General features: G+C 56.2%; 16 protein-coding genes. 9 read left to right on the forward strand and 7 right to left on the reverse strand.

Annotated elements, in window-relative coordinates; translation table 11 throughout:
• Positions 1 to 594 precede the first annotated feature (594 nt).
• The 4 genes from CLV84_RS18965 (at position 595) to CLV84_RS18980 (ending at position 5,151) form a co-directional block, all read left to right on the forward strand.
• Positions 595 to 1,707 carry a pentapeptide repeat-containing protein gene (locus CLV84_RS18965; RefSeq protein WP_104421408.1) on the forward strand — a complete coding sequence of 371 codons (1,113 nt, stop codon included), beginning with the start codon at positions 595 to 597 and terminating at the stop codon, positions 1,705 to 1,707.
• 71 nt (positions 1,708 to 1,778) lie between these two features.
• Positions 1,779 to 3,293 carry a class I SAM-dependent DNA methyltransferase gene (locus CLV84_RS18970; protein WP_104421409.1) on the forward strand — a complete coding sequence of 505 codons (1,515 nt, stop codon included), beginning with the start codon at positions 1,779 to 1,781 and terminating at the stop codon, positions 3,291 to 3,293.
• Positions 3,290 to 4,546, forward strand: coding sequence for a restriction endonuclease subunit S (locus tag CLV84_RS18975; RefSeq protein ID WP_104421410.1), 1,257 nt, complete (start codon positions 3,290 to 3,292; stop codon positions 4,544 to 4,546). The genes CLV84_RS18970 and CLV84_RS18975 overlap by 4 nt, the downstream gene beginning before the upstream one ends.
• Positions 4,543 to 5,151: a GIY-YIG nuclease family protein gene (locus CLV84_RS18980; RefSeq protein ID WP_104421411.1), complete on the forward strand. Its 609-nt coding sequence runs from the start codon at positions 4,543 to 4,545 to the stop codon at positions 5,149 to 5,151. Before CLV84_RS18975 ends, CLV84_RS18980 begins: the two co-directional genes overlap by 4 nt.
• 231 nt (positions 5,152 to 5,382) lie before the next feature.
• On the opposite strand, the gene CLV84_RS18985 is transcribed toward CLV84_RS18980, so the two are convergent.
• From CLV84_RS18985 to CLV84_RS18995, 3 genes are all read right to left on the reverse strand, one after another.
• The gene (locus CLV84_RS18985) at positions 5,383 to 5,979 is read right to left on the reverse strand and encodes a helix-turn-helix domain-containing protein (protein WP_104421412.1); all 597 of its coding nucleotides are present in this window, start codon (positions 5,977 to 5,979) and stop codon (positions 5,383 to 5,385) included.
• Positions 5,976 to 6,215, reverse strand: a complete 240-nt coding sequence (locus CLV84_RS18990; RefSeq protein WP_104421413.1) for a DUF4160 domain-containing protein — start codon at positions 6,213 to 6,215, stop codon at positions 5,976 to 5,978. Before CLV84_RS18990 ends, CLV84_RS18985 begins: the two co-directional genes overlap by 4 nt.
• A 93-nt stretch (positions 6,216 to 6,308) precedes the next feature.
• A complete protein-coding gene (locus tag CLV84_RS18995; protein WP_104421414.1) occupies positions 6,309 to 7,427 on the reverse strand; it encodes an ATP-binding protein in 1,119 nt (372 codons plus the stop codon).
• 293 nt (positions 7,428 to 7,720) lie between these two features.
• Between CLV84_RS18995 and CLV84_RS19000 the strand changes: the two genes are divergently transcribed.
• A complete protein-coding gene (locus CLV84_RS19000) occupies positions 7,721 to 11,158 on the forward strand; it encodes a DEAD/DEAH box helicase family protein (RefSeq protein WP_104421415.1) in 3,438 nt (1,145 codons plus the stop codon).
• 165 nt (positions 11,159 to 11,323) lie between these two features.
• Here CLV84_RS19000 and CLV84_RS19005 read toward each other — a convergent pair whose 3' ends face one another.
• Both CLV84_RS19005 and CLV84_RS19010 read right to left on the reverse strand, forming a co-directional pair.
• Positions 11,324 to 12,442: a hypothetical protein gene (locus CLV84_RS19005; RefSeq protein ID WP_104421416.1), complete on the reverse strand. Its 1,119-nt coding sequence runs from the start codon at positions 12,440 to 12,442 to the stop codon at positions 11,324 to 11,326.
• Between the two features lie 291 nt (positions 12,443 to 12,733).
• Positions 12,734 to 13,501, reverse strand: coding sequence for a helix-turn-helix transcriptional regulator (locus CLV84_RS19010; RefSeq protein ID WP_104421417.1), 768 nt, complete (start codon positions 13,499 to 13,501; stop codon positions 12,734 to 12,736).
• Positions 13,502 to 14,130: 629 nt separating this feature from the next.
• Between CLV84_RS19010 and CLV84_RS19015 the strand changes: the two genes are divergently transcribed.
• On the forward strand, positions 14,131 to 14,991 hold the full coding sequence (locus CLV84_RS19015) for a hypothetical protein (RefSeq protein ID WP_104421418.1): 861 nt from the start codon (positions 14,131 to 14,133) through the stop codon (positions 14,989 to 14,991).
• On the opposite strand, the gene CLV84_RS19020 is transcribed toward CLV84_RS19015, so the two are convergent.
• A complete protein-coding gene (locus CLV84_RS19020) occupies positions 14,988 to 17,537 on the reverse strand; it encodes a CHAT domain-containing protein (RefSeq protein ID WP_104421419.1) in 2,550 nt (849 codons plus the stop codon). The two genes, CLV84_RS19015 and CLV84_RS19020, sit on opposite strands and share 4 nt — an antisense overlap.
• Before the next feature lie 246 nt (positions 17,538 to 17,783).
• Positions 17,784 to 18,425, reverse strand: coding sequence for a carboxypeptidase-like regulatory domain-containing protein (locus CLV84_RS21555; protein WP_146088876.1), 642 nt, complete (start codon positions 18,423 to 18,425; stop codon positions 17,784 to 17,786).
• A gap of 693 nt (positions 18,426 to 19,118) precedes the next feature.
• On the opposite strand from CLV84_RS21555, the gene CLV84_RS19030 reads away from it, so the two are divergent.
• The 3 genes from CLV84_RS19030 (at position 19,119) to CLV84_RS19040 (ending at position 25,282) form a co-directional block, all read left to right on the forward strand.
• Positions 19,119 to 19,307: a hypothetical protein gene (locus CLV84_RS19030; protein ID WP_104421421.1), complete on the forward strand. Its 189-nt coding sequence runs from the start codon at positions 19,119 to 19,121 to the stop codon at positions 19,305 to 19,307.
• A gap of 122 nt (positions 19,308 to 19,429) precedes the next feature.
• On the forward strand, positions 19,430 to 21,262 hold the full coding sequence (locus tag CLV84_RS19035; RefSeq protein ID WP_104421422.1) for a T9SS type A sorting domain-containing protein: 1,833 nt from the start codon (positions 19,430 to 19,432) through the stop codon (positions 21,260 to 21,262).
• Positions 21,263 to 21,409: 147 nt separating this feature from the next.
• Complete coding sequence (locus CLV84_RS19040; protein ID WP_104421423.1) at positions 21,410 to 25,282, forward strand: DUF7619 domain-containing protein; 3,873 nt, start codon at positions 21,410 to 21,412, stop codon at positions 25,280 to 25,282.
• Positions 25,283 to 25,303: the final 21 nt, after the last annotated feature.

The raw sequence follows: 25,303 nt of genomic DNA on the forward strand, positions 1-25,303 counted from the left end.
CAGTTTGTAGGATTAGGAGATAGTCTGGAATATTAATTCAGGGGCCATAAGTTAATTGAACTTGTTATTTTGACGTAAGTGCTTTTCTTCTTCCTGTTATTATAAATATTAGAAGCTCTAATGTTAAGTAAGCAGCAGATGGAATATTGGTATCAAGCTAAGCAGCCTGGCCTACAATCTGGTTCGATTTTGGCGAATAAAAGTGCATGTGGCGAATGTCTAGCACGGAATTTTCGACTTTGTGTTGATTTAATCTGATATCATTCCGCAATTACCTCGGACAACCAAGTTGTTGTCCAACAGCGCCTACCCCCCGGCCGGTTAAAAGACTTCATGAAGCGGTTGGACTTGGTGATTTTTTGTACTACGGTGCATGATTCTAATCGGCGGGGTTTTTTTTTGGAGGCTAATCGCTGGATAAGTAACTGGACCGTTGATGGAGCAATTGGTATCGAGGAATAAAGTAGGACTTTGAGCGAACAGTTGAAAATTTGGCGCTCTCCGGATCAGTAGCAAACATCCAAATGGTATTATTGTCATTAGTAACCGCTGTAGCTAAAATTTTAACATACAATTGGAACTTATACTTGCATTATGGATGCGAATAAAAAAAGAGAGGAAACTTCTTTTCTAGAAGAAGAATTATCAAACCTTTCTAAAAGAATGCTTCAGTTGGAAAATAGTCTAGCTGAAAGAAAGTCAAAATCGTCGAGTTCACAATTAAAAAGCAGAGGGGAGGCTCAGGAAGGTAATTTAACCTCAACTTATAATAAGTCAATTAATGCTCAGGCTATATTGGTACTAGAATTTGTAACCGTTTTAACCGCTATTGCGACGGTCGTTTTCTTATATATTCAGAACGGACAGCTGGTTGAATCTAATAGATCTATCGGACAGCAGACTGAGTTATTCAGAAAACAGAACCTTCAACAAGTCGTATCAACAAATAGCCAGATGGCCTCGGATTTGATTAGAGATTTATACGAGGCTAAATTGGCAGATCCTAAGGTAGGGCTGTATGATGTTTGGGAAGTCCCGCAGCCGCTCGTGCATAGGATAGCAACAGTATCTGAGGCTTTGGCGCCTTACGACACCGTTAAATATGAGATGGTGCTAAGCGATACTATTATAACAGGGAAAACTTTTGCAAGTCGTGAAAGAGGTCAACTGCTTGGAGCTCTTGCGTCACTTTTTGTAAAATTCCCATTACAACCGAATCCTAATTTTGAATACAGTTTTTTAGCCAATCAAGACATTTTACTTGCTCAGTTCAGAAAAGGTAATTTAGCGCATTCTTGCTTTGCAAACGCTACCATTCGTTATAGTAATTTTCAAAATTCTGATCTCACTAATTGTAACTTTGATTATGCAAATCTTTATACCTCTAAATATTACGATTCTGATTTCACAGGTTCTTCAATGGTTAGGGCGAGATTTTTTAAATTGGATACTTCAAGAATAGTCCCAGTAACAGATTTGACATCTAATGAAAGAGACATGCAGTGGGAACGCAGAGTGAAAAAGATCAGAGACCAAATAGCTCTAGAGCAAAATTTGACTGTGATAGACGAGATGTACAGAGATCGCAATATTGCAAGTTTTCATAACGCTGTATTTGATAGCGTAGATGTAATTAAGCCTATAAACTTTGACCGTCGTATTATTAGAAGCTTTAAAAGTTCTGTCGGCGCTAACTTCATCTGGTAGATCGTCACATTAAACGCGGGTAAGTTAGGGGGGGTGTCGATAGAATATTGAATTTCCCTACCTTACACCCCATGATCACCGGCCCCCTAAAGTCCCAGGTAGACGCCATCTGGAACCACTTCGCCAATGGCGGACTCACCAACGCCCTCACCGTCATCGAGCAGTTTACCTACCTGCTGTTTTTGCGGCGGCTGGACGAGCGGCAGGTCAAGGAGGAACGGAAAGCGAACCTGCTCGGCGAAGAGGTGGAGGATCCGATCTACGGACCGCGCGAGCAAGCCCTGCGGTGGAGCCAATTCGTGCAAATGGACCCGAAGTCGCTGCACGAGGTATTTACGCGGGGCGTCGACGTCCGTACCGAGGAAGAAATAGCCGCGAAGGAAACGCCCCGCCTGCTCACCGCCTTCGACAAGATGAAAACCGTAGGCAAGGCCGGCGGCGTCTTCACCGAGTACATGAAGGGCGCCACCTTTATGATCGACAAGCCGCGACTGCTCGACCAGGTCGTGCAGGGCATCGATAAGATCGAGATGGCCGACCGCGATACGAAGGGCGATCTCTACGAGTATATGCTCTCGAAGATCGCCAGCGCCGGCCGCAACGGACAGTTCCGCACGCCGCGCCACATCATTCGCATGATGGTGGATATGACCCGACCCACCAAAGACGATACCATCTGTGACCCCGCCTGCGGTACGGCCGGCTTCCTGGTTAGCGCAGGGGAGTACCTGCACGATCAGCATCGCGACTGGTTCAACGACCGGGCCTTTCGGGAGCACTATAACACGGAGATGTTCACCGGGGTAGAGAACGACCCCAGTATGCTCCGCATCGCCGCCATGAACCTGCAGCTGCACGGCATCGACGAGCCGAACCTCCACAATCGCGACAGCCTCAGCAACGCCAACGCCGATATGCGGGAGCAATTCTCCCTCATCCTCGCCAACCCGCCCTTCAAGGGGAGCCTCGACTACGACGCCGTGGAGCCCGGCCTGCTGCAGACCGCCAAGACCAAGAAGACCGAACTGCTCTTCCTCTCCCTTATGCTGCGCATGCTCACCACCGGCGGACGCGCGGCCGTGATCGTGCCGGACGGGGTACTCTTCGGCAGCTCGAAAGCGCACAAGACGATCCGGAAGGAGATCATCGAGAAGCATAAATTAAAGGCGGTGGTATCCATGCCCGGCGGCGTGTTCAAGCCCTACGCGGGGGTGAGTACGGCCATCCTCTTCTTCACCAAAACGGGCACCGGCGGCACCGACGACGTCTGGTTCTACGATATGCAGGCCGATGGCTTCAGTCTGGACGATAAGCGCGCCGCGATCGCCGAGAACGACATCCCCGATATTGTAGCCCGCTTCCACGACCGTGAAGCCGAAATTGGCCGTAAGCGCACCGACCGGAGCTTCTTCGTCCCGAAGGCTGAAATCGAGGAGCAGGACTACGACCTGAGCATCAACCGGTACAAGGAAATCGTGTACGAGGCAGTCGACTACGACCCGCCGGCCACCATCATCGCGCGCATCAAGGCGCTGGAGCAGGAGCGGTTCGAGGGATTGGAGGAGTTGGAAAGTATGCTAAAATGAAAATGTTGAGCACCGAGTGTATAGGGTGGGAAATCGTAAAAATTCCAAGAGTCCTTTTCTTTCAGGAAGGTCCAGGGGTCCGAAAGTGGCAATTTACCAACTCTGGAATCAAGCTTTTAAACGGTGGTAATATTAATGATAATCAAGTTGATTTAAGTACAACAGATAAGTACATCAGTGAAGAAGAAGCTTACGGAAAGTATGCTCATTTTTTGGCCGATGCTGGAGATTTAGTTATAGCATGTTCAGGGATAGTTGTCGAAAAGTTTTCAAAGAAGATAGCTTTTCTAGGACCGGAACATATTCCGATATGCATGAACACTAGCACAATGAGGTTTAGGCCAAAAAAAGAAGGCAAAATCACATTAGAATATTTTAAATACTTTTTGCAGACTCGTTTATTCACAAACCAACTACAAAAATTAATTACTGGATCCGCACAATTGAACTTTGGTCCCAGCCACATAAAAAAGATTCAATTACCCCTACCCCCCCTCCCCGTCCAGCGCCGCATTGCCGCCGCCCTGGACCTGGCCGACCGGCAGCGGCAGCTGCTGCGCGCCGAGATCGCGGCCTACGGGGAGCTGGGGGAGAGCTTGTTTTTGGAGATGTTTGGGGATGAACTGAGAGGGGGAAGCGATAATTGGAAAGTCTATTCAATGAAAGCTGTCGCTACTTCTCGGCTTGGCAAAATGCTAGATAAACGGCGGCAGCACGGAAATAGGCAGAGAATGTACTTGCGTAATGCCAATGTTCAGTGGTTCAAATTTGACCTCGATTCAATTTATACAATGGACATAGAAGAAGATGAGGAAGAAAAGTACGGACTTCAAAGAGGAGATATTTTAGTTTGCGAAGGAGGAGAGATAGGTAGGGCTGCAATATGGAAAGGAGAGATAGAAAATTGTTACTATCAAAAGGCCCTGCATAGACTGCGCGTGAACAATATGCTGGTGAACTCTGAATACTTAGTTAATTGGTTTTATTACCAGTCTAAAAACAATGGCTTTGGAGACTATAGCTCTTCAGTTACTATTGCGCATTTGACCGGGGCTAAATTGAAAACGATGAAAGTGAAAGTGCCTCCTTTACACCTTCAAAGCAAATTTGCTAAATTATTAAGTCAGAAAGAAATATTAAAAGATAAAGCCGAAACCGCCCTCGCCGAGGCTGACGACCTTTTTCAGGCGTTGTTGCAGCGGGCTTTTCGGGGGGAGTTGTTTGGGGCGGAGGTGCCAAGTGTGGAAGTATGACCCCAGAGGAATTAAAAAAGCTAGTCGACACTTCGGACCGCATTGCAACGGAGTGTTTGGAGCAACTTGCTAAAAAGAAAGCCCCGCAGCTAAAAGACTTTCATACATTGGTAAAGTCCTCAGATGGCAAGCTTGTAAAGTCTTTTCAGCCTATTACACTAAGTAGGCTAAAGCATGGTGCTTTTAATGCCAAGAATAACCAGGATCGAAAAAAGAATAATACCATTAGTGGCATATACGTCTTCGGCGAAAATACGTCTGAAGGTGTCAGGCCGGTCTACGTTGGAAGAAGTCGAGACATCTTCAGCCGATTCAAGCAGCATGGCCACGGTGGAGATCATTACCAAAGTTCTCTTGCATACTTGATTGCTTTCGATGGGATGTCGGAAGAAGATCATGTCAACCTTGCGGAAACGATGAAGGAAACCAATTCGCGAAGTAAGCGGGCGAGTATGTCGGATGAGCGATTGCAGGCGGCAATGGCGGAGGTTCGAGAGTTCAGAGTGTACATCTATCCAGAGCCAAATGATTATAAGCAGTATTTCTGCGAGGTTGCGGTTGCTGGTTTGCTTCGAGCAAAATGGAATAAGTTTAAGACCCACTAATGACGACCCGTCGACAGACCAGCTGCGCTGGGCGGACGACTGTTGCCAGCTTCGTCCGCCGAACGCAGCGTAGCGGAGTTCGTCTGCCGAAGCGGGTGGGTTTAGATCTTTAACCCTCCATACGCAGCGTGTGGAGCTCGCAAACCATCAGCTGCGGGGACATTAATACAGGACGTTACTTTACAACCCGGGGTGAAATAAATTCGTGACGGGCCAGGACCTTCGGGATACTTACCGCGGATGCGTTTTTTTTCGCCCACCCTTCGGCCGGCGGGTGGTGGACTCGCGGCGGACGACGGATGTGCCCCGCCCCGACTTTTCAACGAACTCAAGTCGCTTACCCAAACCTACCTCCGCTATTTTCCGGAGGGTTTTATAGCCGATGTCCGATTTTCCCCCTTCAATCCGACTGATGTAGTGCCGCGTGCTACCTACCTTTTTCGCCAGGGCCGCTTGCGTAAGTCCTGCGGCTTTACGGGCCTGCTTGAGCTGTCTGCCCAAGATGTGGGCACTATCGCGTTTTTGGTCAACCGTGCTGTTTTCATACAAGACCGCCGGATCGATGTCGAGGGGGACTTCTACTTCCTCCGGTCCCAGCAGGTGCATACAGGTGGTGATGTTCGGCCAGGTCAGCGTACCGTTTTCTACGGCTACCCCGCTGACTTTTTCCGCATCGTATAATTCCGCGGTCAGGCTCTCCGGCGTGGGTTTCCATTTGTCCAGCAAGTGGAGTAGATCGATGGTGCGGTACTCCCCGTTGTTGAAGACACAGGATATACGGTGCCCCTTCAGCTCGGTGATCTGTAGGATGTTGATCGGGCGGTTCATCGTTTGATGGGCGGGTTTAATCGGTTGAATAGCGCCAGTAAGTTCTCCTTATTCTCTTTGGCCCAGTCCCGTACTTTCTTCAACTTATTTTTTGGTAGCGTACCGTGCATAACGGCCTGCGTAGCGATTTCGACCTGTGCTTCGTGTTCACCATAGGCAACGTGAAAGTGGGGTGGTGGATGATCGTTCATGTACATCAGGACTTTGACACCATCCAAATGGTGAATGAGGGGCATCTTGTTATCTGGTTGGATAACAAAGATAAGGGGTGCGAGTTGTGTTTGCAAGCCGACCGATGAAGGTGGCACCCGAGCTGTTAGCTTGCCCGATCAGATGATCACGAATTCCCGAAAGTTATCCCGGTTGACGATGAAGCCGGTAGCCTCGTAGCTGTTGGTGAAGGTCTTTGTGATAGCCGCCTTGCGCTTGGGGTTCCATTTGAATTCGTAGGCGCCGATCCGGCCATTCACCACCTCGACGTAGTCGATTTCCTGCTGCTGGGTGGTACGCCAGAAGTAGCCGCGTGCCCCCGTGCCCTTGTACCGATTTTGTTTTAGTCTTTCCGCAATCAGGAAGTTTTCCCAGAGCGGACCGACATCGGCGCGGAGGGACAAATCGGTCGTATCGCCGATGACCGTGTTGCGGATACCGGTATCGTAGAAGTACACCTTCTTTCCCTTCTTGATCTCGTTGCGTACGTTCCGGCTAAAGCTGGGCAGCCGGAACACTACGAAAGCCTTCTCAAGCACGGAGATGTAGTTCTCCACCGTGATCCGGTCGATACCCACCAGGCCGCTGAGCTCATTGTAGTTGACCTCGCTGCCGATCTGTAGGGCCAGGGCCTGCACTAGCTTGTCGAGGACCTCGGGTTTGCGGATGCCCGCGAGCGCCAGGACGTCTTTGTACAGATAGCTGCCGACCAGGTTCCGGAGTACTTCGGCCTCCTCACCGGGATGGTTCATTACGTCCGGGTACATTCCGAAGATCAGGCGACTGGCCAGTTGCTGCTCCGCCTCCAAAAAACCGACGTGGTGCTGGTATTCTTCCCAGCTGATCGGAAATAACTCGTACTCCCATTTTCGGCCCGTCAGCGGTTCGTTGAGCTCGTTGAAAAGGGAGAAGGAAGAAGACCCGCTTACCCAGAGCTGCACCTCCGGAAATTGGTCCACAATGATCTTGAGCGTGAGGCCGATGTTGTTGATGCGTTGGGCTTCGTCGATGAAGACCACGGGCTTATTGCCGATCAGGTCCCGCAGGCGCGCGGTGTTGGGGGTGTCCAGTACGGCACGCACCGTCGGATCGTCGCCGTCGAAGAACTGTACATCGCTGCCCCGGAGAAAATCCCGGATCAGCGTGGTCTTGCCTACCTGCCGCGGACCGATCACCACGATCGCCTTGCCGCGACCGACTTTAGCAGCTATTCGGTGAGTTAGCGTACGCTCAATCATGCCCAAAAGATAATAAATCAAGATCGTAATCACATATTATTATGATATTTTGATATTACGATCACAGGATCTGATGTTTTATGCGAGCCGACCCGTCGGCGGACCAGCTACGCTGGGCAGACGACTGTTGTCAGCTTCGTCCGCCAAACGCAGCGCTAGCGGAGATCGTCTGCCGAAGCGGGTGGTTATAAGATCGATCGCTTCCCGGAATTGCATTTCTCCTGCGCTCCGCCGCCCAAATCCCCGCCTTAGCCAGTTGCTGCCTATATTTGAGCACTACGCACCCCCAGTAAGTGAGCAACTTCACCTTCCTCCGCGCCGAATGGCCGGAGCTGTACACCAAGACCCGCCGTGCCGAACTGCGCGCCCACCCGGAGCCGGTCAGCAGCCTGAGCTACTCACGCCTGGCACTGGAGCAGGCCATCCACGAGCTGTACAAGCTGGAAGTACTGGAGCTGCCCTACAATACCGGCCTGAACAGCCTGCTTACCGAGCCGGAACTGGAGCGGCTGCTGCCCCGGCAGTTTGTCGACGGGCTCCACATCGTGCGCAAGTACGGCAATACGGCCGCCCACTATGGCCGGCGGGTCACTAGCCGCGACGCCAACATTGCCCTGAAGTATCTCTTCCCCTTCCTGAAGTGGGTAGCCGGTAAGTACAGCGCCACCGAACCTGACCTGCCCGGTACCTTCGACGAGGCGCAGCTACCCAAAGAAGGCCCCACCCGTAAACTCCGCCAGCAACTCTCCGAGGCCGTCGAGATCGGTCTGACGCTGGAGCAACGACTCGCCCGACTGGAGAAGGAGCGCGACGAGGCGCGGGAGAAAGCCGCCCAAAGCGAGGAAAAGCTGGCCGCGTACCGGAATCAACAACAGGCCCAACGCGCGAAAATCTACCACCGCAAGGAAGGTCGCAGCGTACCGGTCGCCACCGAATTTACCGAAGCCCAGACCCGCACCCACCTCATCGATGCCGCCCTGCGCGAAGCCGGCTGGCTCGATCTGCGACCGGGTCGGGAACTGGAGTACCCGGTGAAGGGGATGCCCGTGACGGCCGATAACCCGCGCGGTAACGGCTTCGTCGACTACGTGCTCTGGGACACCAATGGCCTGCCCCTGGCCCTCATCGAAGCCAAGCGGACCAGCAAGAACACCGAAGTAGGGGAGCGGCAGGCCCGCCTCTACGCCGACGCCCTGGAAGCGGAAACCGGACAGCGACCCGTCATTTTCTACACCAATGGCTACCATACGCTGCTGTGGGACGATACCTTCTACGGACAGCCGCGGCGCGTGTATGGCTTCTATAGCCAGGCGGAACTGCAGTGGCTGGTAGCGCAACGTACCCGTCGCCAAGATATCCGCCTCGCTACGCCCGACCCCGATATTGCCGGACGCGACTACCAGCAGGAGGCCATCCGGCGGGTGAGTGAGCAATTTCTGGCGAATGCCTCCGGGCTCCGCGGCAACAAGCGCAGTGCCCTCCTCGTCATGGCCACCGGCAGCGGGAAGACTCGTACCGCCGCCGCCCTCGTCAAGCTCCTGGCGGAAAACGGATGGGTAAAGCGGGTGCTCTTCCTGGCCGACCGTAACGCGCTGGTCACCCAGGCCAAGGAAAGCTTCGCCGAGCACCTGCCGGACTACAGCTCGGTGGACCTGACGGAAGCGCAGGAAGACGAAGACCCCCGCCTCGTATTCAGCACCTACCCGACGATGATGAATAAGATCGACGGGATGCGGGAGGAGGATACCCGCTTCTACGGGGTGGGGCACTTCGACCTGATCGTGGTCGACGAGGCCCACCGCAGCGTGTACAACCGCTACCGGGCGATCTTCGAATACTTCGACGCGCTGGTGGTGGCCCTGACCGCCACGCCGAAGTCGGCCATCGACCGCAATACCTACGAACTGTTCGGCTGCTCGGACGACGACCCGACCTTCGAGTACCCCCTGGAAGCGGCCATTCCGGTGTACCTGAAGGGCTACGACAACTACGACGTCTCCACCCAGTTTCTGCGGGAAGGCATTCGCTATGCGGAGTTGAGCGAGCGGGAGAAGGAACGCTACGAGGAGGAGTTCCGCGACAATACTACCGGCCTGTTCCCGGAAGAAATTGCCGCCAATGCCATGAACAAGTGGCTATTTAACAAGGACACGGTGTACAAAGTCCTCGATGAATTGATGACCCACGGGCTGAAGATCGAGGGGGGCGACAAACTCGGCCGGACGATCATCTTCGCCGTCAACAAGCGCCACGCGGAGTTCATCACGACCTGTTTTCGCGAGCGGTACCCGGAACTGCCGTCGGACTTCGTCGCTACCGTCCACAACGGGGTAAGTCACTCCCGGAGCATCATCAAGAACTTCTGCGATAAGTACGTAGAGCGGGAGCCCATGGTGGCCGTATCCGTGGACATGATGGACACGGGCGTGGATGCGCCACGGTTGCTGAACCTGGTTTTCTTCAAGGTGGTCCGTTCCTACGCCAAGTTCTGGCAGATGATCGGGCGGGGTACCCGGCTGTGTCCGGACGTGTACGGCCCCGATCGGCCGAAGGAGCACTTCCGCATCTTCGACGTGTGCCAGAATTTCGAGTTCTTCGACGTGCACCAGAAGGGGAAGGACGGCAGCGCGCAGAAGTCCGTCACGCGGCAGATCTTTGAAACGCGGCTGCAGCTCAGTCAGCTACTACTCCAAACGGCGGATGCCGACGATCGAGCGCTGGCGACGGACCTGCTCGATGGATTACACGCGGAAGTGGAACATCTGAACGGAACGGAGGAGATGAAGCGCTTTCGGGTGTCCATGCAAAAGGAGCACGTCGACGCCTTCCAGGACCGCGACCGCTGGAACAACCTGAGTAACGACGATATCCACCGCATCAATACTTACCTGGCCGATCTGCCCCGGCCCGATTCGGTGCACGAGTCGGCCCGTCGCTTCGACCTCATGATGCTGAAAATGCAGGTAGCCAAACTGCTGCAAATGAACCGCGACGTCGAGCGGCTCGAAAACCGCCTGGTGGAAACGGCCAATGCTCTCGGTAAGAAGTTCGGCGTGCCGGAAGTCTACCGGCGGGCGGAGCTGATTGGCGCGCTGCAGGATCCGGACTTTTACCGCGACCTCAGTCAGCGCAAACTCGACGAGATCCGCACGGAGATCCGCGAGCTGCTCCAGTACCTGGAGCACGAGAAGCAGGCGATCGCCTATACCGATTTCGAAGACACGGTAGGGGAGATCACGTTGCAGGACCCGATCGCTCCGACCACAGGCGTGCTCTATCGCAAGCGCGTCGAATCCTTCCTGCGGGAGCACCGCCACCACGTCACCATCCGTAAGCTGTCGACCAACCAACCCATTACGGCCGCGGAGCTGGACGAGCTGGAGCAACTCCTCTTCGACGGCGGCGAGCGGGGCACCCGCGCGGACTTCCAGGCTGCCTACGGCGATCAGCCCCTGGGCAGGTTCGTCCGGAGTCTGTTAGGTCTCGACGAAGCCGCCGCCCGGGCCGCCTTCGCCGATTTCCTGCGCACCGCCCCCCTCCGCGCCGACCAGATGACCTTCATCGACAACATCATCCGCTACCTCACGCAAAACGGGACCATCGAGCCGAAGATGCTTTTCGAGCCGCCGTTTACGGATCAGCACGACGAGGGGGTGCTGGGGCTGTTTGACCAGGCCTCTAGTCGGCGGATCTTAGGGATTTTGCGGGAGGTTAATGGGAATGTGGGGTAGGGGGGGCACTCCAAAGATATTATTGTCCTAAATTGTCGACCCTGCTTGTGTGGAGTTGATGGAAAAATATCATTATACCCTTAAGGAAATGGGGAAGTTTGTGACAAAATCAGTTGCCTTTTTGGACATCACGCATGGCAGCGCGGCTCAGTTAAAAAAACCAAATTAATCGGCTAACCGGGCCGGATCAATTTGGAAGCCAACCGTAGCTATCTCAAGCTCGGGTACGGAGTCAATTGACAGGTACAGCGGGAAGTTGATAGCCATGCGCAGACTCTTTTTCACTTCGAATCCGGCCGTGCCGCGAACGATGGTGAATGCAGAACTAATATCGGGAAGTGAGGCGTAAAATCTGGAATTGCCACTAACGTGCGCAAATTCGGCATTGAAAAAGAAACTGGTTGAAATTTTGGCTCTCGTATTGGTAAGTGGAATACGGAGATAGGCAGAGGCAAAGAGTTCTCGAAAAAAAATGTTTTCGCTACGTTCTTCTTCGCTCTTAACAGTGTAATTATTATAGGAAGCTTTGAAGCCAACTGGAAGATAGAAGGACATATATGGGCCAGAGGCAAAGATTACTGGAAAGGTCAGTTTGCCGTTTAGGAGCCCGCCATAAAGAATATTATCGAAACTAGCCTCTTTAGTAGTGTCACTGTTCTGGGCTACGGCGGTAGATATGTCGGCCCGAAGCATAAGTAAATTGCCGCTTATAATATCTGATTTGGATGCTGTTTGGTCAATGTTGGTTTGTAGAATGACATTTGAAATGAAGTCTATGTTCGAGGTGTCAGGTTCATTGTAGAAGAATCTGGCTTGCCGTGGAGTCATTACGGGAAAGAAATTATCCCCACCCCTAGGTTTGGGACTCATTCGGTTGATTTTGGTGAATAGGGTCATTAAGGAATCAAAGTATAACTCCTTTCTCTTTAATTCCAGGGTTCGGTTGGCTTGTTCTGACAAAAGATCGCTGAGAGCCGGCCGCTGATACAGTCGCCTGTCTCTGCTCATCCTTCTTGCTTGGTTCCGCCGTGCTTTCGCTTCCTTGTATAAAGTGTAAGCGTAAGTCGTTTCGACATATTCGGTATCGATAGTTATTGCTGAGTCTTCTCTTCTCCAATCAGCCAGTAATGCTGACTCAACCGTATCTAGTTTGTAAATGTCAACGGGGTCGTAATTGTAGAAATCTGGAAATTGCGCGCTTAATGTATAGGGGATAAGTGCCAGTGCCAAAGAGCAAATCGTGAGTTTAGCGCAAATCCAAAGGGGGGCTATAAAAAGTTTCATGGATAGATAGGTTGTGTCTACAGAAGACAGGGTGAGCAGATAAGAGAATATCTACTAAGGGGCTAGTAAAAAATGAGTGTAAGGCAGAGCCTTAATCGGTCGGCGCTGCTATCAATAATAGTATAGTTGACATCGTTTTGGGGGTACGCGTACAGGTCATGTAGTAGCATAACCGGTTATTTGGTTGTGTCGCAAGACTATGATTAAAGTAAAAGTCGACACTTCAAATTTCCGTGACAATCGCTTGTGCTAGCTATTCTTGCATATACTAATCAAAGTATCATCCAACCCCTAAACCAACCCCACCAACCGCCCATACCCCACCAATTCCACCGGCCCCTTCACCCCCGCCTTATGCAGCAGGTTCTTCCGGTGGGTACACACCGTATGGTAGCTGATGAATAGCCGCCGCGCGATTTCGTGGCTTTCCACGCCCTCGGCCACCAGGCGGAGGATCTCGATCTCCCGTTTGGAGAAGGTGACGGCGCCGTGGCGGGCGAAGAGGAGCGTCTTGCGGGTGGCGGGGTCGGTGGCGGGGCCCTTGTGCACCTCTAGCTGACAGACCTGCGGTACCCTGAGCGACGTGATGTCCGATACCAGGGCAAAGTCGGCGAGGGGCTTACCGTAGCGGTCGATATTGGGGAAGGTGAGGTGGTGGCTCAGGTGGAGGTAGTGCCCCGGCTGCGCGCGTACACGACAGGTGAAAACGAAGTTCAGTTCTGCGCGGTCTTCCATGGAATGCCGTAGTAGCTCGCGGTTCATCTCGGCGTAGATGTCGGTTACGCAACTGCGGTCGTCCGGGTGTACGTGCTCGAAGGCCGCCTGCGGACCACCCATTTGCCACGCCGCCCGGTCGTAGCCCAGCAGCCGGTGGATACCCGGACTCACGTAGCGGAAACGACCGGTCTGGTAATCCACCGAATAGCAATACGCATTGGTGCGGGTGAGCAATTGTTCGAAAGCCGGATCGGGCTGGAAGGGGGGAAGAAGCTGGGCGGGAAGCCGCCGGGTCATCGGTGCGGATGGCCGCCGCTCCTGGGAGGACGACTGGGGGTGCATAGGCTAATGGGCTTAGAATACCGGATTAATGCCGGGCCAGATAGGTGGTAACCTGTATCCGCTCAGACAATTTACACCCTCCGTTCCGGTCCCGATCCGGGGGCGTAAATAAATATTTTCTCCCCCGGGCGGAAGGGCAGCTTGGCGCCGGAGCGCAGGAAGAAAAACAAGGGGCCAGGGCATCTTTCGCCCCGCCAACGAGACGACCCAGGCGCAGACCTTATCCCCTGCCTCGTCCCGAAGGGCGGCATCGAACCAAATAAGGTCTTCGAGCCTCCTGCTCTGAATCGACATAACGAACGGGGGGGCGTATATGGGGGCCGGCCGGCGGGTGGTTGGGCGTTTGCGGCAGGTTAACGGGAATGCGGCGTAGGAGGGTTACATTTCACCTATCTTCGGTATGTACAATTCGAAAGCAGGTCTGCTCCGTCCCCCGCTGATCGGAAGTCAGGGATGAGTAGCATTGCCAGTTTGTGCGTTGGGTGATAATCTCTAGTATCAGCCTAGCCTGCGTCACGAGTTGGTGTGTGGGCCATGCTTACCTATGTTAACTTCCCTGACCGACGAGGGGAAAGAGCAGCTGCCTCGATATATCCGCCATTTTATCAATTGAATCAAACTGTTTGCCCATGGCTTTGCAAAATTTGACCCTCACACGGATCGAGTCCATCGCGAACGTTGATCGCGAATGTTTTTTCGTATTCAAATCTAGCGAGGGAGACTATTATTTTACATTTAAGCCGGACTCCACAAGCCGTGAGCCGGTCACGAGCGAGCCCCCCGTGCCATATGACGCATTTCGTCGATTCAACTGCCGCGTCCATGACCTGGTCATTCCGCCGTTTACACGTCGGGTACCGTCGCTATTACACAGTGATCCGGGCGATGTCGGCCCGTACGGAGAAGAAGTTGTGGTGTCCAACGGCTTACCGCAACGGTTAAAGGTGATCACGCATTTCACAGTAATCGAGCCGGAGAATTACCGGGACATCGAGCATCCGAAAGAGGTAGGGTCGGTAGATTTTTCTTTCGAGCACTTTCACCTGATCGGCAAAACCGCCGACGGTAGTAATTCAGCAGACTCGGGGGTAGCTGTCGCAGCGCACCGGCCGGAGCAATCTTGTCCAAGGGCCGTTCATCCCTTCGGTCAACCTAACGAGGTCATCACCTTCTCTTTTTCTAGAGATCGCTTTCTACTGGCCTACGAGAAAGAAGTAACTACGCAGTGGATGGACTACATCCGGCCCGAATCGCCGATGTACTTCATATTGTTACGCCTGTCGAGCGACGATCTGGTGTACGGCTATTATCCAATGAATACCGCCCGCATTAACGGTAATGAATTGGGCGGTATAGACAACTTCAGGAAAGACTTTACGGACGCTGCCGGCGTCGTATACGGAATGCCTTTCGCCAGGAATATTGATTTGCTGGACATTTGGTTGATCCCGGTGGTCCTGGACGAGCCCATCACCAAGCCCCCCCGTTAACCGATGATCAAGCCGGCCCAGTAACCGGGCATGGTATAGCGTGCGCCATTTTCTCCGCTCCTCATGGACACTCTGGCCGTTTGTAGGGCCGACTCGACCGCTTTACCCGCAAACAACTCCCGGTAAAACACCTTCAGCATCGCGGCCGTAGCCCCGGCCGGAATGTCATACACCGATGACACTACGTCCGGTACCCCCGCGACGTGGAAGCTGCGTTGCAGACTGAAGGTGCCCTCCCCGGGGTTGGCATACCCGCGCGCGGTCGAGCAGGCGGCCAGCACGACGAGCCGGGCCCCGAGGGGCTGTTGACCGATCGCTATGCCGTTCAGGCTGTCGCTCGGGGAAAAGTACAGGTAGTTATCGTGCAGCCGGGCGGAATTCCCGCGCGCGTGTACCGACAGATGGATGATATCGGCCCCGGCGGCCTCCGCTAGGTCCGTGGAGGGAGGGAGGAAGTCTGCACGCCCCCGGGTGCCGAGATAATCGTTGAGTCCGAAAAAGTAGTGGGTCAGTTGCGGATGCGTCCAGACCGCCAGGCGCGGGGAGGCCCCTCCGGCAAATTGTCGCCGTCGTTCCTCGTGTTGTAGCTCCACCCGCCAACTCGGTATGTACCGGATCATCAGCCGGTCGAGAAGGTACCGGTCGGGGCCATCCATTAAGGCCGACAGGGGTAGGTCCTGCAGCAGGGGACTTCCCGCTATCAGTAATTCTTCGCGTTTCCGAACCGCACCGGCGATCGGACCCAGCAGGGTACGGTGAAGATCGCTGGCTACGGCATAGTAGCCTGCGGTATCGGCCGAGTGTACCACCGACATACGCAGGGCGGCTGTATACCGGCGAGCGAGCGAGTCTACCCGTCTGCTATCTACTCGGTAGCTCATCACCGTATCCGCATCTACGTAAAGACCGAGAATCGAGCTGCCGGATTCGGCAAATTCCAGCAGCGCCCGCCGGTCGCCCAGTTTACTTTGCACCTGGTCTACCGTTGGGTAATGGTCGTCGCTCCTGGCGTAGCGGGTCAGCAGGCTCCCGGCTTCCGGGGCCAAACTCGCGGACAAGCGTTCGTATTCCCCGCTGACTTGCTGGTAGCCTGCCAGGTCCGTCAGGGGAAGTCGGCCCTCGCGCAGATAACGATCCTTGAGTTCCTGCATTTCGGTGCGGCGTTCCCGCAGGTCCCGGACTATACGGGCATTGGCGGCGTCCGCCAGTCCTTCCCGCAGGTCCAACTCCAGCAGTAGCGCTTTCCCCCTTTCCATCGTGCGAAACAGCGCGTCGTGCCGCGGGGGGGCGGGGTCGCGTACCGCCGTGGCGTAGGCGGCCTCCAGCGAGGTGTTCAACATGCGCTGTCCGAGTACTTGGAGAACATTCAGGGCAGATTCTTCCTGCTCGTTGCGGAAATTCAGTTCGTACTGGTCCAGCGCCCACTGACTGAGCAGGAAGGCGGTATCCAGATCGCGGGCATCGTGTTCTGCGGCATAGCGTTGCATCCGCACGTTCGCGTGGCCGGTCATATAATTGGCACACCCGCGGGGACTGGGGCAAGGACGTTTCGTGCCCAGTAATTGGTCAACGGGGCAACAGCCGAAATGCCCGGCGCTGGCCTTACTGTCCCGTACGGCGATGTCGTAATTCCCCATTTGCAGGGCTGCCTGATACCGAATGTAGTCGGCGCCCGAGGTGTAACCGTAATTAAAGTGCGGTCCACCGTCGGCTAATTCGGTTGCTAGGGTATAGGCGAGTTCCGGTCGGTCGCCGTAAAAGTGGTAATAAGCGAGTACGTACAGACTGTCGGCGCTGGACGCAGTAGGGTCCAGCGCGCCGATCGTATCGACCGTTTGCCGGATTACGGCTTGGGGCTCGTCCATCCGCATGGCCAGAAAGCCAAGCTCGACCCAGGCATACCTTTGCCAGGCACGGTTGATTCCCGCACTGACATCGACGGCCCGGCGGACAAACTCGATACTTTTTCCGTACTGCTCCTGTCTGTCCACCGCGCTCGGGAGATCGTCGGCGTGTTTCTTCCCTCCTATGCCCCGCGCGATTAACAGCTTACCGTACAGCAAACGGTCGGTTAGTGCGTGTTCCTCCAGTAATTGCAGCCCGTGATCCGCCGTCATCATTACATCGACCCAGGTGCGATCGTAGGCGGTCCGACCCAATGATCTTACGTACAGTTGCCGGGCCCGCAGCAACACCGGTGCGTCGGTCGGAATAAGCTCTTCGGCCGAGCGCGTGAAAAAGGTAATGGAATCAAAGTGGGCGGAGTGCAGCGTATGCAGCTCGGCTAAATACTGGTACAGGCGGGCTCGCAGGGTGTCGGGCAGGCTGTCCGCGCGGGCTTCCACCCGGGGCCGTATGCGCCGCGCCGTACGCAGGGCTTCTTCCAAGCGGAAGGCGTCAATGGCAGCTCCTACGGAGTCAAGTGATCGTATGGCGCCGAGCGCAGGAGAATTACGTTTCGTAACGGGAAAGCGCTCCGGTTCCACCCCGCACGCCAACAGCAATAGGCAGTAACCAATAATAGTAACGGCTAAAGGATAGCGCATCCCGGTGACTTGGGCGGCTAACTTACGTATTAAGCAAAATATAGACAGGCGTTTGCTAATCTACTTATGTTGAAGAACATCTTCGCAGCCAGCTAAGCCGCGCACGACGGGACCAAATTTTAAGGGTTGGCTATCTTCCTGCGCTCCGGCGCCCACCTCCACTTACCGTTATCATAACTGTATTTTAGCCACAAGCACGGCTCCCCGTTGCACTTCCTGCAGAAAGCCATCGGTGGACGTTACCGGCTAGTGGGTCTGTCTATCCTCTGCCTCTCCTGCTTGGCCCCGCTCCTCAGCCAAACAGTGTTTCGTTCCTACGCCACCGGCCTGCACGCCTATCCCTGCCTCGGCGAGGCAATTCGTACCGTCCACGATACGCTGCCCGAACTGGTCCCGCGGTCGTCGGGGGCGGTATTTCTGGTTTACCGCGTCGATCAATCCGGGGCTGCTTCCTCGCGCCGCGCCGCTGCGGGGGGCCACCGACCAGCCCGAAACGATGGTGGCGGATGTGGAACGGTTGCCGTAGAGGCTTTCCCGCCGGAACCGTTTGGCGGAGGCCGTGGCGGTAGGTAGGGTATTCGCTAACGGTTGCAGGCAGATTGTCCATTCCTGGTTCTGGGCAGGTTCGGGTGGTGGCACGGTCATGGTCCGGTAGCCAACCGATGAAACGCATAAGCTGTCTCCCGCACCTTCGTCAGGCCAAATAAATCGCCCCAGTGAATCGGCCGTAACCCCTGCTCCCGATAGGGAAGTATAGACATTCGCATAGGGCACCTGCCGCCGGCTATCGCAATCGAGGACCTGACCGCCCCGGGTAGTCCGGGCGAAGAGGGCGCCGTTGCCGGCAACGAGCAACGAAATGATCCCGGTTATGCATTTGCGAATCAACGCGTGCTGGTATTGGTCAGCCGCCCTTCCAGGGGATCCGGGGTGCGCCTGGTGCCATTTCGGACTATTCCCAGGTAAGTGGCGGGAAGGCGATACCCGGAGTTGAAACCGGTGTCCATCGGTTGAAGGTTGGGTGGTGAATACCATACCGGAAAGCCACAGCCATAAACTCCCCGTTAGAGGAAACTTTTCAATTCCTTTCCAAGCCGGGTAAAGCGATAGTCGCTTGCTGCGGGACCTATGCCAAGGTAGTTACTTAATTCCTCTTTTTTCTTCATGTATGACTTCGCTTATCCGCACCTGTACGCCCCCTATCCCCGGACCAGGACAGCAGGGCGCCGGAGCGCAGGACAAGACGTTTCCATCCTCTGTGTATCCCTTCCCTCGCTGGGGACTTCGGTGATTCGATGGCGCTCTTCGCAGCCGGAAGCTGCTTCGAACTTCGCTGTCGGAAGACGTCATTTTACCTGCGCTCCGGCGCCCAAAGCTTCCGCCTTCGATTATTGAGTAGACTCCATTTACAGGAGCATTCCGGCACCCTTACGTTTCATTAACTACGGTTAAATAAGCATTAAGCAGGACCGACACACGCATAGGCTATGCGGGCTCAGCCTACCTTTTGGGGAACCAAGTTCCTATCCCATAAAAGCATTTTTACTTTGCCTACTGTGCGCCGCCACCTTTTCCGCCTGTATGGAATGCGAAACGTATACCCGGGTATCTACGATTACCCGCGACGGCGTACTCGAATCCACCACCACCCAAGAGCCCTATGAGGTATGTGGTCGTTTGGAAATCGAGCAGGAAGAGTTTACCAACCGGACGACCACCACGAATAGCCTGGGCACCACGGTGTTTACGATCCGGACTACCTGTAACTAGGTTCGGTGCTCGCCGGCCCATCCCCGATCGGCGGGTCTGCGCCAATCACCCGATGCTTCATCATATATAAGATTGTGACGTATGTGCCGTTATCACATATGTCACGTTGAACTTATACTAAAATGAAGATGCTTGGCCGATCCATCCGGGGTAGCCGCATACGCTACGGGGCCCTAAGCTGGCTGGCGCTGCTGCATTTGTCCTGCGTGGCGGCGCAGACCGGACCCGGCGGGGTAGGGCGTAGCGACGGTACGTCGGCCCTGGAGTTCTGGTACGTCGCCACCGGAGCCGACTTCCTTGACGGCGAACGGGTTAATGCCCTCCCCGATCGGTCCGGCAACGGCTGGGACCTCTTTGCCAGCGGCACCGAACGGCCCCGATTCGAACTGGCCAACACGGGGGCCAATCAGCAGTCCACCCTGGCTTTTTTCGCTAACGAGGAACTGGAATCCGCCTACCAGGGGAATTCCAACGAGACGATGACCTTCGGGATCGTGCTTTCCTACGTTCCCAACCCGGGGCTCAAGATCGCCATTCAGCACGGGGGCCGAAATACGATATCGGTAGACCCCAACGGCTTTTACCGGGACTACATCGGCGGATCCAACCACGTAAGCACTTCCGCTCCGGCCACCGCCGGCTTTTCGCTGGTGACGCGCCGCATCAGTAATTCGGGTGCGGATCGACTCCGGTATTACACCAACGGCATACTCACCGACGTCTTTACCCATACGATCGAAAATCGGGTCAGTAACACCTGGATCGGCGGCCACGGCGACGGCGGCGGTACGGGGTATTCCGGTAGTATTGCCGAAGTCTATAAGTTCTCGCGCCTAATCAACGAAGCGGAACGCATCATCATCGCGAACTACCTGTCGGCGAAGTACGCGATCACCCTGGACGACTATGATCTCTACGTTGGGGACGAGATCAGCAGGGGCAATTACGATTTCGACGTAGCCGGCATCGGTCGCATCGATGCGGCCACTCTACAGCAGGACGCGCGCGGAACGGGTATCGTCCGTTTTCGCAATCCGACCGACCTCGACGACGGCGAATTTCTCTTTTGGGGCCACGACGGTGCCGACCCCGGCGCCTACGAAACCGCCGACGTGCCCGCCGGGGTGGAGGCCCGCATGGTCCGCACCTGGCGCATCAGCGAACGCGATCTCTCGAACGCCCCCACCGACGTGGGAAACCTGGATATGGAATGGGATCTTTCCGGTCTCGGACCTGTCACGGCCGGCGACTTGCTACTGCTCATCGACACGGATAACGACGGCAACTTTTCCGATGAGGTAGGCATAGCCGGGGCGGTGGCCTTAGGTGGAAACACTTACGCCTTTTTCGACGTGGATGGAGGAGCAACGGGGCTCAGCGACGACCGGCGGTTTACGCTTGCCACGGTCGATCGGGTACAAACTCCGCTGCCGGTGGTGCTCACTTCCTTTCGGGCGGACGCAATTGCCAAGGGCGAAGTAGAACTGACGTGGGAAACGGCCTCCGAGCCCGAACACCGGAAGTTCGTGCTGGAAAGAGCGTTGAAGGCGCGGGATTGGCTGCCCATTTACGAAGTACTGGCTGCCGGGTCCATCATGACTGGTGCGCGCTACCGCTACCTCGACCCGGACGTTGCGCCCGGCCCTGCTTACTACCGGCTCCGCCAGGTCGATTTCGATGGTACCGTGACCTATTCGGAGGTCGTAGCCATAGATACCCCGACGTCCGCCCTGGTGGTCGCGCCGAATCCCGTGCACGATTGGCTGACGGTCTTTTGCTCCCGCGCGGACCTGGGCGCCATAACCCTTAGCGATGCTTTCGGCCGAGTTGTCCGACGCCTTCCCGAACCGACGGCCACCGATCCCCCCTTGCTGCATCTCGACCTCTCCGATCTTCCCGGTGGTATCTATTATTTCCGCTCACGGGCCGGTAATGTTCGGGTAGTCAAGCACTGAGTAAGGAACCGACGGGAAGTAGGTGCAATAGCCGAAGAAAGGGTGGCGACGGTCCGGGTGGCCGAATTAGAGACGCCATTGCTATTTTAGGTCGTCGATACGTAACGCCCCCTCACCCGTGGATATCAACGGTCAAATACACTCCCTATGTCCCGACGGTTACCCGTTCTGCAAGGCATGGCCATTTTATTTGGTCTGTGCTTATCCCCCAAATTAGTAAGCCAAGATATTCAGCGCATCGACCACTATCTGGTCGGTACCCGCATAAGTTACTTCACGGGCCAGTGCGGGGAAGACCTGCCCGAGGGCGAAGACCGCCTGACGTTCTGCGACGGGGCCGGCAACCTCGGCGTAGTGACGGAAAGCCTGGGCCTCAGCGGACGGGGCGTGCTGCGGATGCTGCCGAACTACTTCAACGACAGCGAGATATACGTCACCCGCGGGGGCATCAGCATCTACCATCCCGACGGCAGCTGGGAGAACCTCCCCAACATTGCCGTGGGCGTCCGCGACTCGCGGGATGACATCACCAACGAAGGGCAAATCGAAACCGGCCTGGTAGACCCCGGCGGGGTACTCCACTTCAACATCACCAGCACCGCCCGCCGGTTATACTATACCTACGATCTGACTACCAAGGTCATCACGGAAGTACTTCCCGAAATCAACCAGGGCATCGTCGCCTTCGCCTACGACCCGGACGATAACTACGTGTACGCCCTTGGCGAATCCTTTCTCGATACCCGCCTGTACCGCAACGACCGGAATACGGGCGTCGCCAGCTTCATCAACCCCCTCGACGACATTCCCGAATCGGTTGCCTCTAACATCAACAATACCTCCTTTGTCTTCCACGACGGACGGCTGTGGCTGGGCACCAACCTGGGACTCTACCTCATCGACCCGGCGGACGGCTTCTCCGCCGTCACCCTCGACGCGACGGGCGGCCAACTCCCCCTTGACGCCGTTAACGACATTGAATTCGCCCCCGACGGCACCGTCTGGCTCGCCCAGCGCGCTACGAACCGCGGCGCGCTCGTCGCCCTTGAGATCGGCGAGACAGATACGACCTACACGGAGTACACCCTGCCGCTCCCCGACAACGCCAACGTAGAGGTGTCGTTCCAGGACTTGGCCATCCTGGACGACGGGCGCATCACGGCGGTAGCCAACAACTTCTTCGGATACCTCGACCTGGACCCCTCCGGCGTCACCCCCTCCTGGACCCTGGTCGACCGCGACAGCCTGGAGGCACTCGGGCTGCCCATCACGTACACGCCGACTTCGGTCGAACGCCACGCCGGCCGCACCTTTTACCTCACGAATGACTTCTCAACCGGTAACACGGACCGGTCCGAGGTACTCATTCGCGATTCCGGTGACAATTTCGACACCCGCAACGACGACGTCCCGGCCAACTATAGTTTCTGGGAAACGGACCGCTTCAATTACCTGCTGCCCGACCACCGCGGAGGCCTGTATTTCTACAGCCACTTTGACAACATCATCTCCTACCTGAGTCCTTCGGACGGACTGGGGTCGCGTACCTTCGAAAATTTGCCGTCCGTAGTTCCGGCGGTAGATCAGGAGGGCCGCCTGGCGTACAGCGGGCGGGACCAAAATAACCGTCCCGCCTGGGATTTGCTCGACTGGCCCTTCGACCGGACTCTCACGGGCGTACCGACCAGCACCATCGTGACTGCCTACGGCAATACCCTGGCCTTTTTCAGCCAATCGAACGGAGAACTCATCCGTACCGTCAATGGGGTAGTGGTAGCCCGGGATACCCTGCCCGACCCGACTACCTACAGCAGTTACTTTACGATCGGCGCGGGCGACGACGGCCGCCTCTGGCTGGCCGGCCAGGACCGCGGACAGGGTATCCCGATCCTCAGCTACGACCCGGCTACCGGGGATACCACGCGGTTTACGCCCGGTCGGACCACGGGCAACCCGGTGCGTATCCTGGCCGGCCCGGACGGGGAAATGTATTTCCTCGCGCAGCGCGGCCTGGTCTACTTCGACGGGGCGGACTACTACGTGCACACCCAGCAGGACTTCAGCGAACTGTCCGGTATCCGCGACGGGGTAGTCGATACCCTGGGGCGCATGTTTCTGCTGGCTAACGGCGACGGGGCCCTCCACCAGGTGACGGACCTGGACGCGACACCTGCTTTTGCTACGCGTCGCCTCACCGAACTGCTCCCCTTCATCGACTCCCGGGGCGGCGACAAACTGGCCCTGGACGCGGATGGCGACCTCTGGATCGCGGGCGTGGCCGGCATTTTCCAACTCACGGACGAACTGACCGCCCCCGCCTTCCGCCCGCGCGGTACGGACTACGTGCTGCGTGGCCGCGTCTACGCCGACGTGAACGACAACGGGCGATACGACGCCGGGGAGGGCGTGCCCGGTCAGCCAGTGGCCATTACCGTCAACGGAGTAACCCGGTTGCGGCTGACGGATGATGCCGGGACCTATGCCTCCCTGGTCCGCGAGGAAAACACGGAGTACCGGGTTACCCTGACCTCGCTGAATCGCATCTACTATGCCTCCGACCGGCAGAAAGCGGTGACCGTGGGCGGGGCCGACCGGGACTATACCGTGCCGGATTTCCGCCTCGAGGTCAAGGACTACAGTAGCCTGTACTTCCAGACGGCAAACAAGCTGGGTGCCTGGGGCTTCCAGCGCCGGGGATTCGACAACGTCTTCACCACGGCGGTGACCAATCTGTCGACGACCAAGACCTTCCGCGACCTGGAGATCGGTTTCGTGTACTTCAACCAGCAGCCGGGTACGGATAACCCCCTGCCGGACGTACTCGGCGTACGCCTTACTCGCCTGACCCCTACCGGCGTGCCGCTGCTGGTGAATAACGTCGTTATACAGCCCCGCGATCACAGCTGGTTCGTGAGCGGCATCTCCCCTACGCAGTACGACCAGGAGTCCGTGTCCGTGCAGCCCGATATCGTTGCCGTCCCAGACTCGGTGACCACCTCGGTGACCCTGGATGCCCTCGCCCCCCGCGAAACGCTCATCATCGAAATCGAAACCGACCTGTTCCAGGCTTCCTCCAACGGGGTGGTCATCGGCTACACGCCGAGCCGGACGGAAAGCCCCGATCTGGACGGGGGCGGCAACGTGAATGAGAACGTCGTCATCATCTACCCGATAGACGACGACGGCGGCCCAAGCCCCGTCGACCTCTTCGGTGACCCCAACTCACCCTACATTTCTCCGGAGGACATCTACGAAGACCCTCCCTATCGGGACCCAACGGAGGTCTATGCCCCGGCGCCGTATCAAACGCCCATCTTAAGCAGCTACGACCCCAACGACAAGCTGGTGGACGGCGGCATCGCCACGGAGGTCAACGACACCGAAGCGGACCGGCGCTGGCTCACTTACACCATCCGCTTCGAAAACACCGGCAACTTCTCCGCCAAGGACGTCTGGATCGTCGACACCCTGGACGGCCGCTTCCTGCCGGGATCTTTCACCTTCCTCGGTGCCAGCCACGCCGCGGAGGCCGACTATTACAGCGCCGAAGGCGACAGTCTGACCGTCATCCGCTTCAGCCTGGAAGACATTTATCTGCCGTTCCAGGACAGCATCAACGACGGCTACGTCCGCTTCGCCCTTCGCGTGCGGGAGGACGTGTCTATCGGCGACACCGTGAGCAACCGGGCGGCCATCTACTTCGACCAGAATCCGCCGATCATTACCAACGTCGTGCGCAATCGCTACATCGAAGTGGAGGAGCCGAATAGCGTGGGCGGCGGAGCGCAGGAGCAGACCTGGCTGGACGTCTTCCCGAATCCCGCGACCGAGCAGCTTAGCCTACGGACCGAACGACCGGTGCGCGGCGTCCAACTCTTCGACCTCGGCGGCCGGCTGCTGGCGAATTATGGTCCCGGTACCACCACCGTCCCCCTGTACGATATACCGACCGGCGTTTACCTGCTGCGGGTGACCACCGACACGGGCGGGGTAGGCGTGAAGCGAATCGTGGTGCGGTAGCCGCTGCCGGCGGGTTTTGGA

It is taken from the genome of Neolewinella xylanilytica (genome assembly GCF_002934605.1).
GTDB lineage: Bacteria > Bacteroidota > Bacteroidia > Chitinophagales > Saprospiraceae > Neolewinella > Neolewinella xylanilytica.

What these genes read in the sequence shown, in the direction of transcription:
- CLV84_RS18965 (WP_104421408.1), top strand. Translation starts at nt 595, where the DNA reads ATGGATGCGAATAAAAAAAGAGAGGAAACTTCTTTTCTAGAAGAAGAA.
- CLV84_RS18970 (WP_104421409.1), top strand. Translation starts at nt 1,779, where the DNA reads ATGATCACCGGCCCCCTAAAGTCCCAGGTAGACGCCATCTGGAACCAC.
- CLV84_RS18975 (WP_104421410.1), top strand. Translation starts at nt 3,290, where the DNA reads ATGAAAATGTTGAGCACCGAGTGTATAGGGTGGGAAATCGTAAAAATT.
- CLV84_RS18980 (WP_104421411.1), top strand. Translation starts at nt 4,543, where the DNA reads ATGACCCCAGAGGAATTAAAAAAGCTAGTCGACACTTCGGACCGCATT.
- CLV84_RS18985 (WP_104421412.1), bottom strand. Translation starts at nt 5,979, where the DNA reads ATGAACCGCCCGATCAACATCCTACAGATCACCGAGCTGAAGGGGCAC.
- CLV84_RS18990 (WP_104421413.1), bottom strand. Translation starts at nt 6,215, where the DNA reads ATGCCCCTCATTCACCATTTGGATGGTGTCAAAGTCCTGATGTACATG.
- CLV84_RS18995 (WP_104421414.1), bottom strand. Translation starts at nt 7,427, where the DNA reads ATGATTGAGCGTACGCTAACTCACCGAATAGCTGCTAAAGTCGGTCGC.
- CLV84_RS19005 (WP_104421416.1), bottom strand. Translation starts at nt 12,442, where the DNA reads ATGAAACTTTTTATAGCCCCCCTTTGGATTTGCGCTAAACTCACGATT.
- CLV84_RS19010 (WP_104421417.1), bottom strand. Translation starts at nt 13,501, where the DNA reads ATGCACCCCCAGTCGTCCTCCCAGGAGCGGCGGCCATCCGCACCGATG.
- CLV84_RS19015 (WP_104421418.1), top strand. Translation starts at nt 14,131, where the DNA reads ATGGCTTTGCAAAATTTGACCCTCACACGGATCGAGTCCATCGCGAAC.
- CLV84_RS19020 (WP_104421419.1), bottom strand. Translation starts at nt 17,537, where the DNA reads ATGCGCTATCCTTTAGCCGTTACTATTATTGGTTACTGCCTATTGCTG.
- CLV84_RS19030 (WP_104421421.1), top strand. Translation starts at nt 19,119, where the DNA reads ATGGAATGCGAAACGTATACCCGGGTATCTACGATTACCCGCGACGGC.
- CLV84_RS19035 (WP_104421422.1), top strand. Translation starts at nt 19,430, where the DNA reads ATGAAGATGCTTGGCCGATCCATCCGGGGTAGCCGCATACGCTACGGG.
- CLV84_RS19040 (WP_104421423.1), top strand. Translation starts at nt 21,410, where the DNA reads ATGTCCCGACGGTTACCCGTTCTGCAAGGCATGGCCATTTTATTTGGT.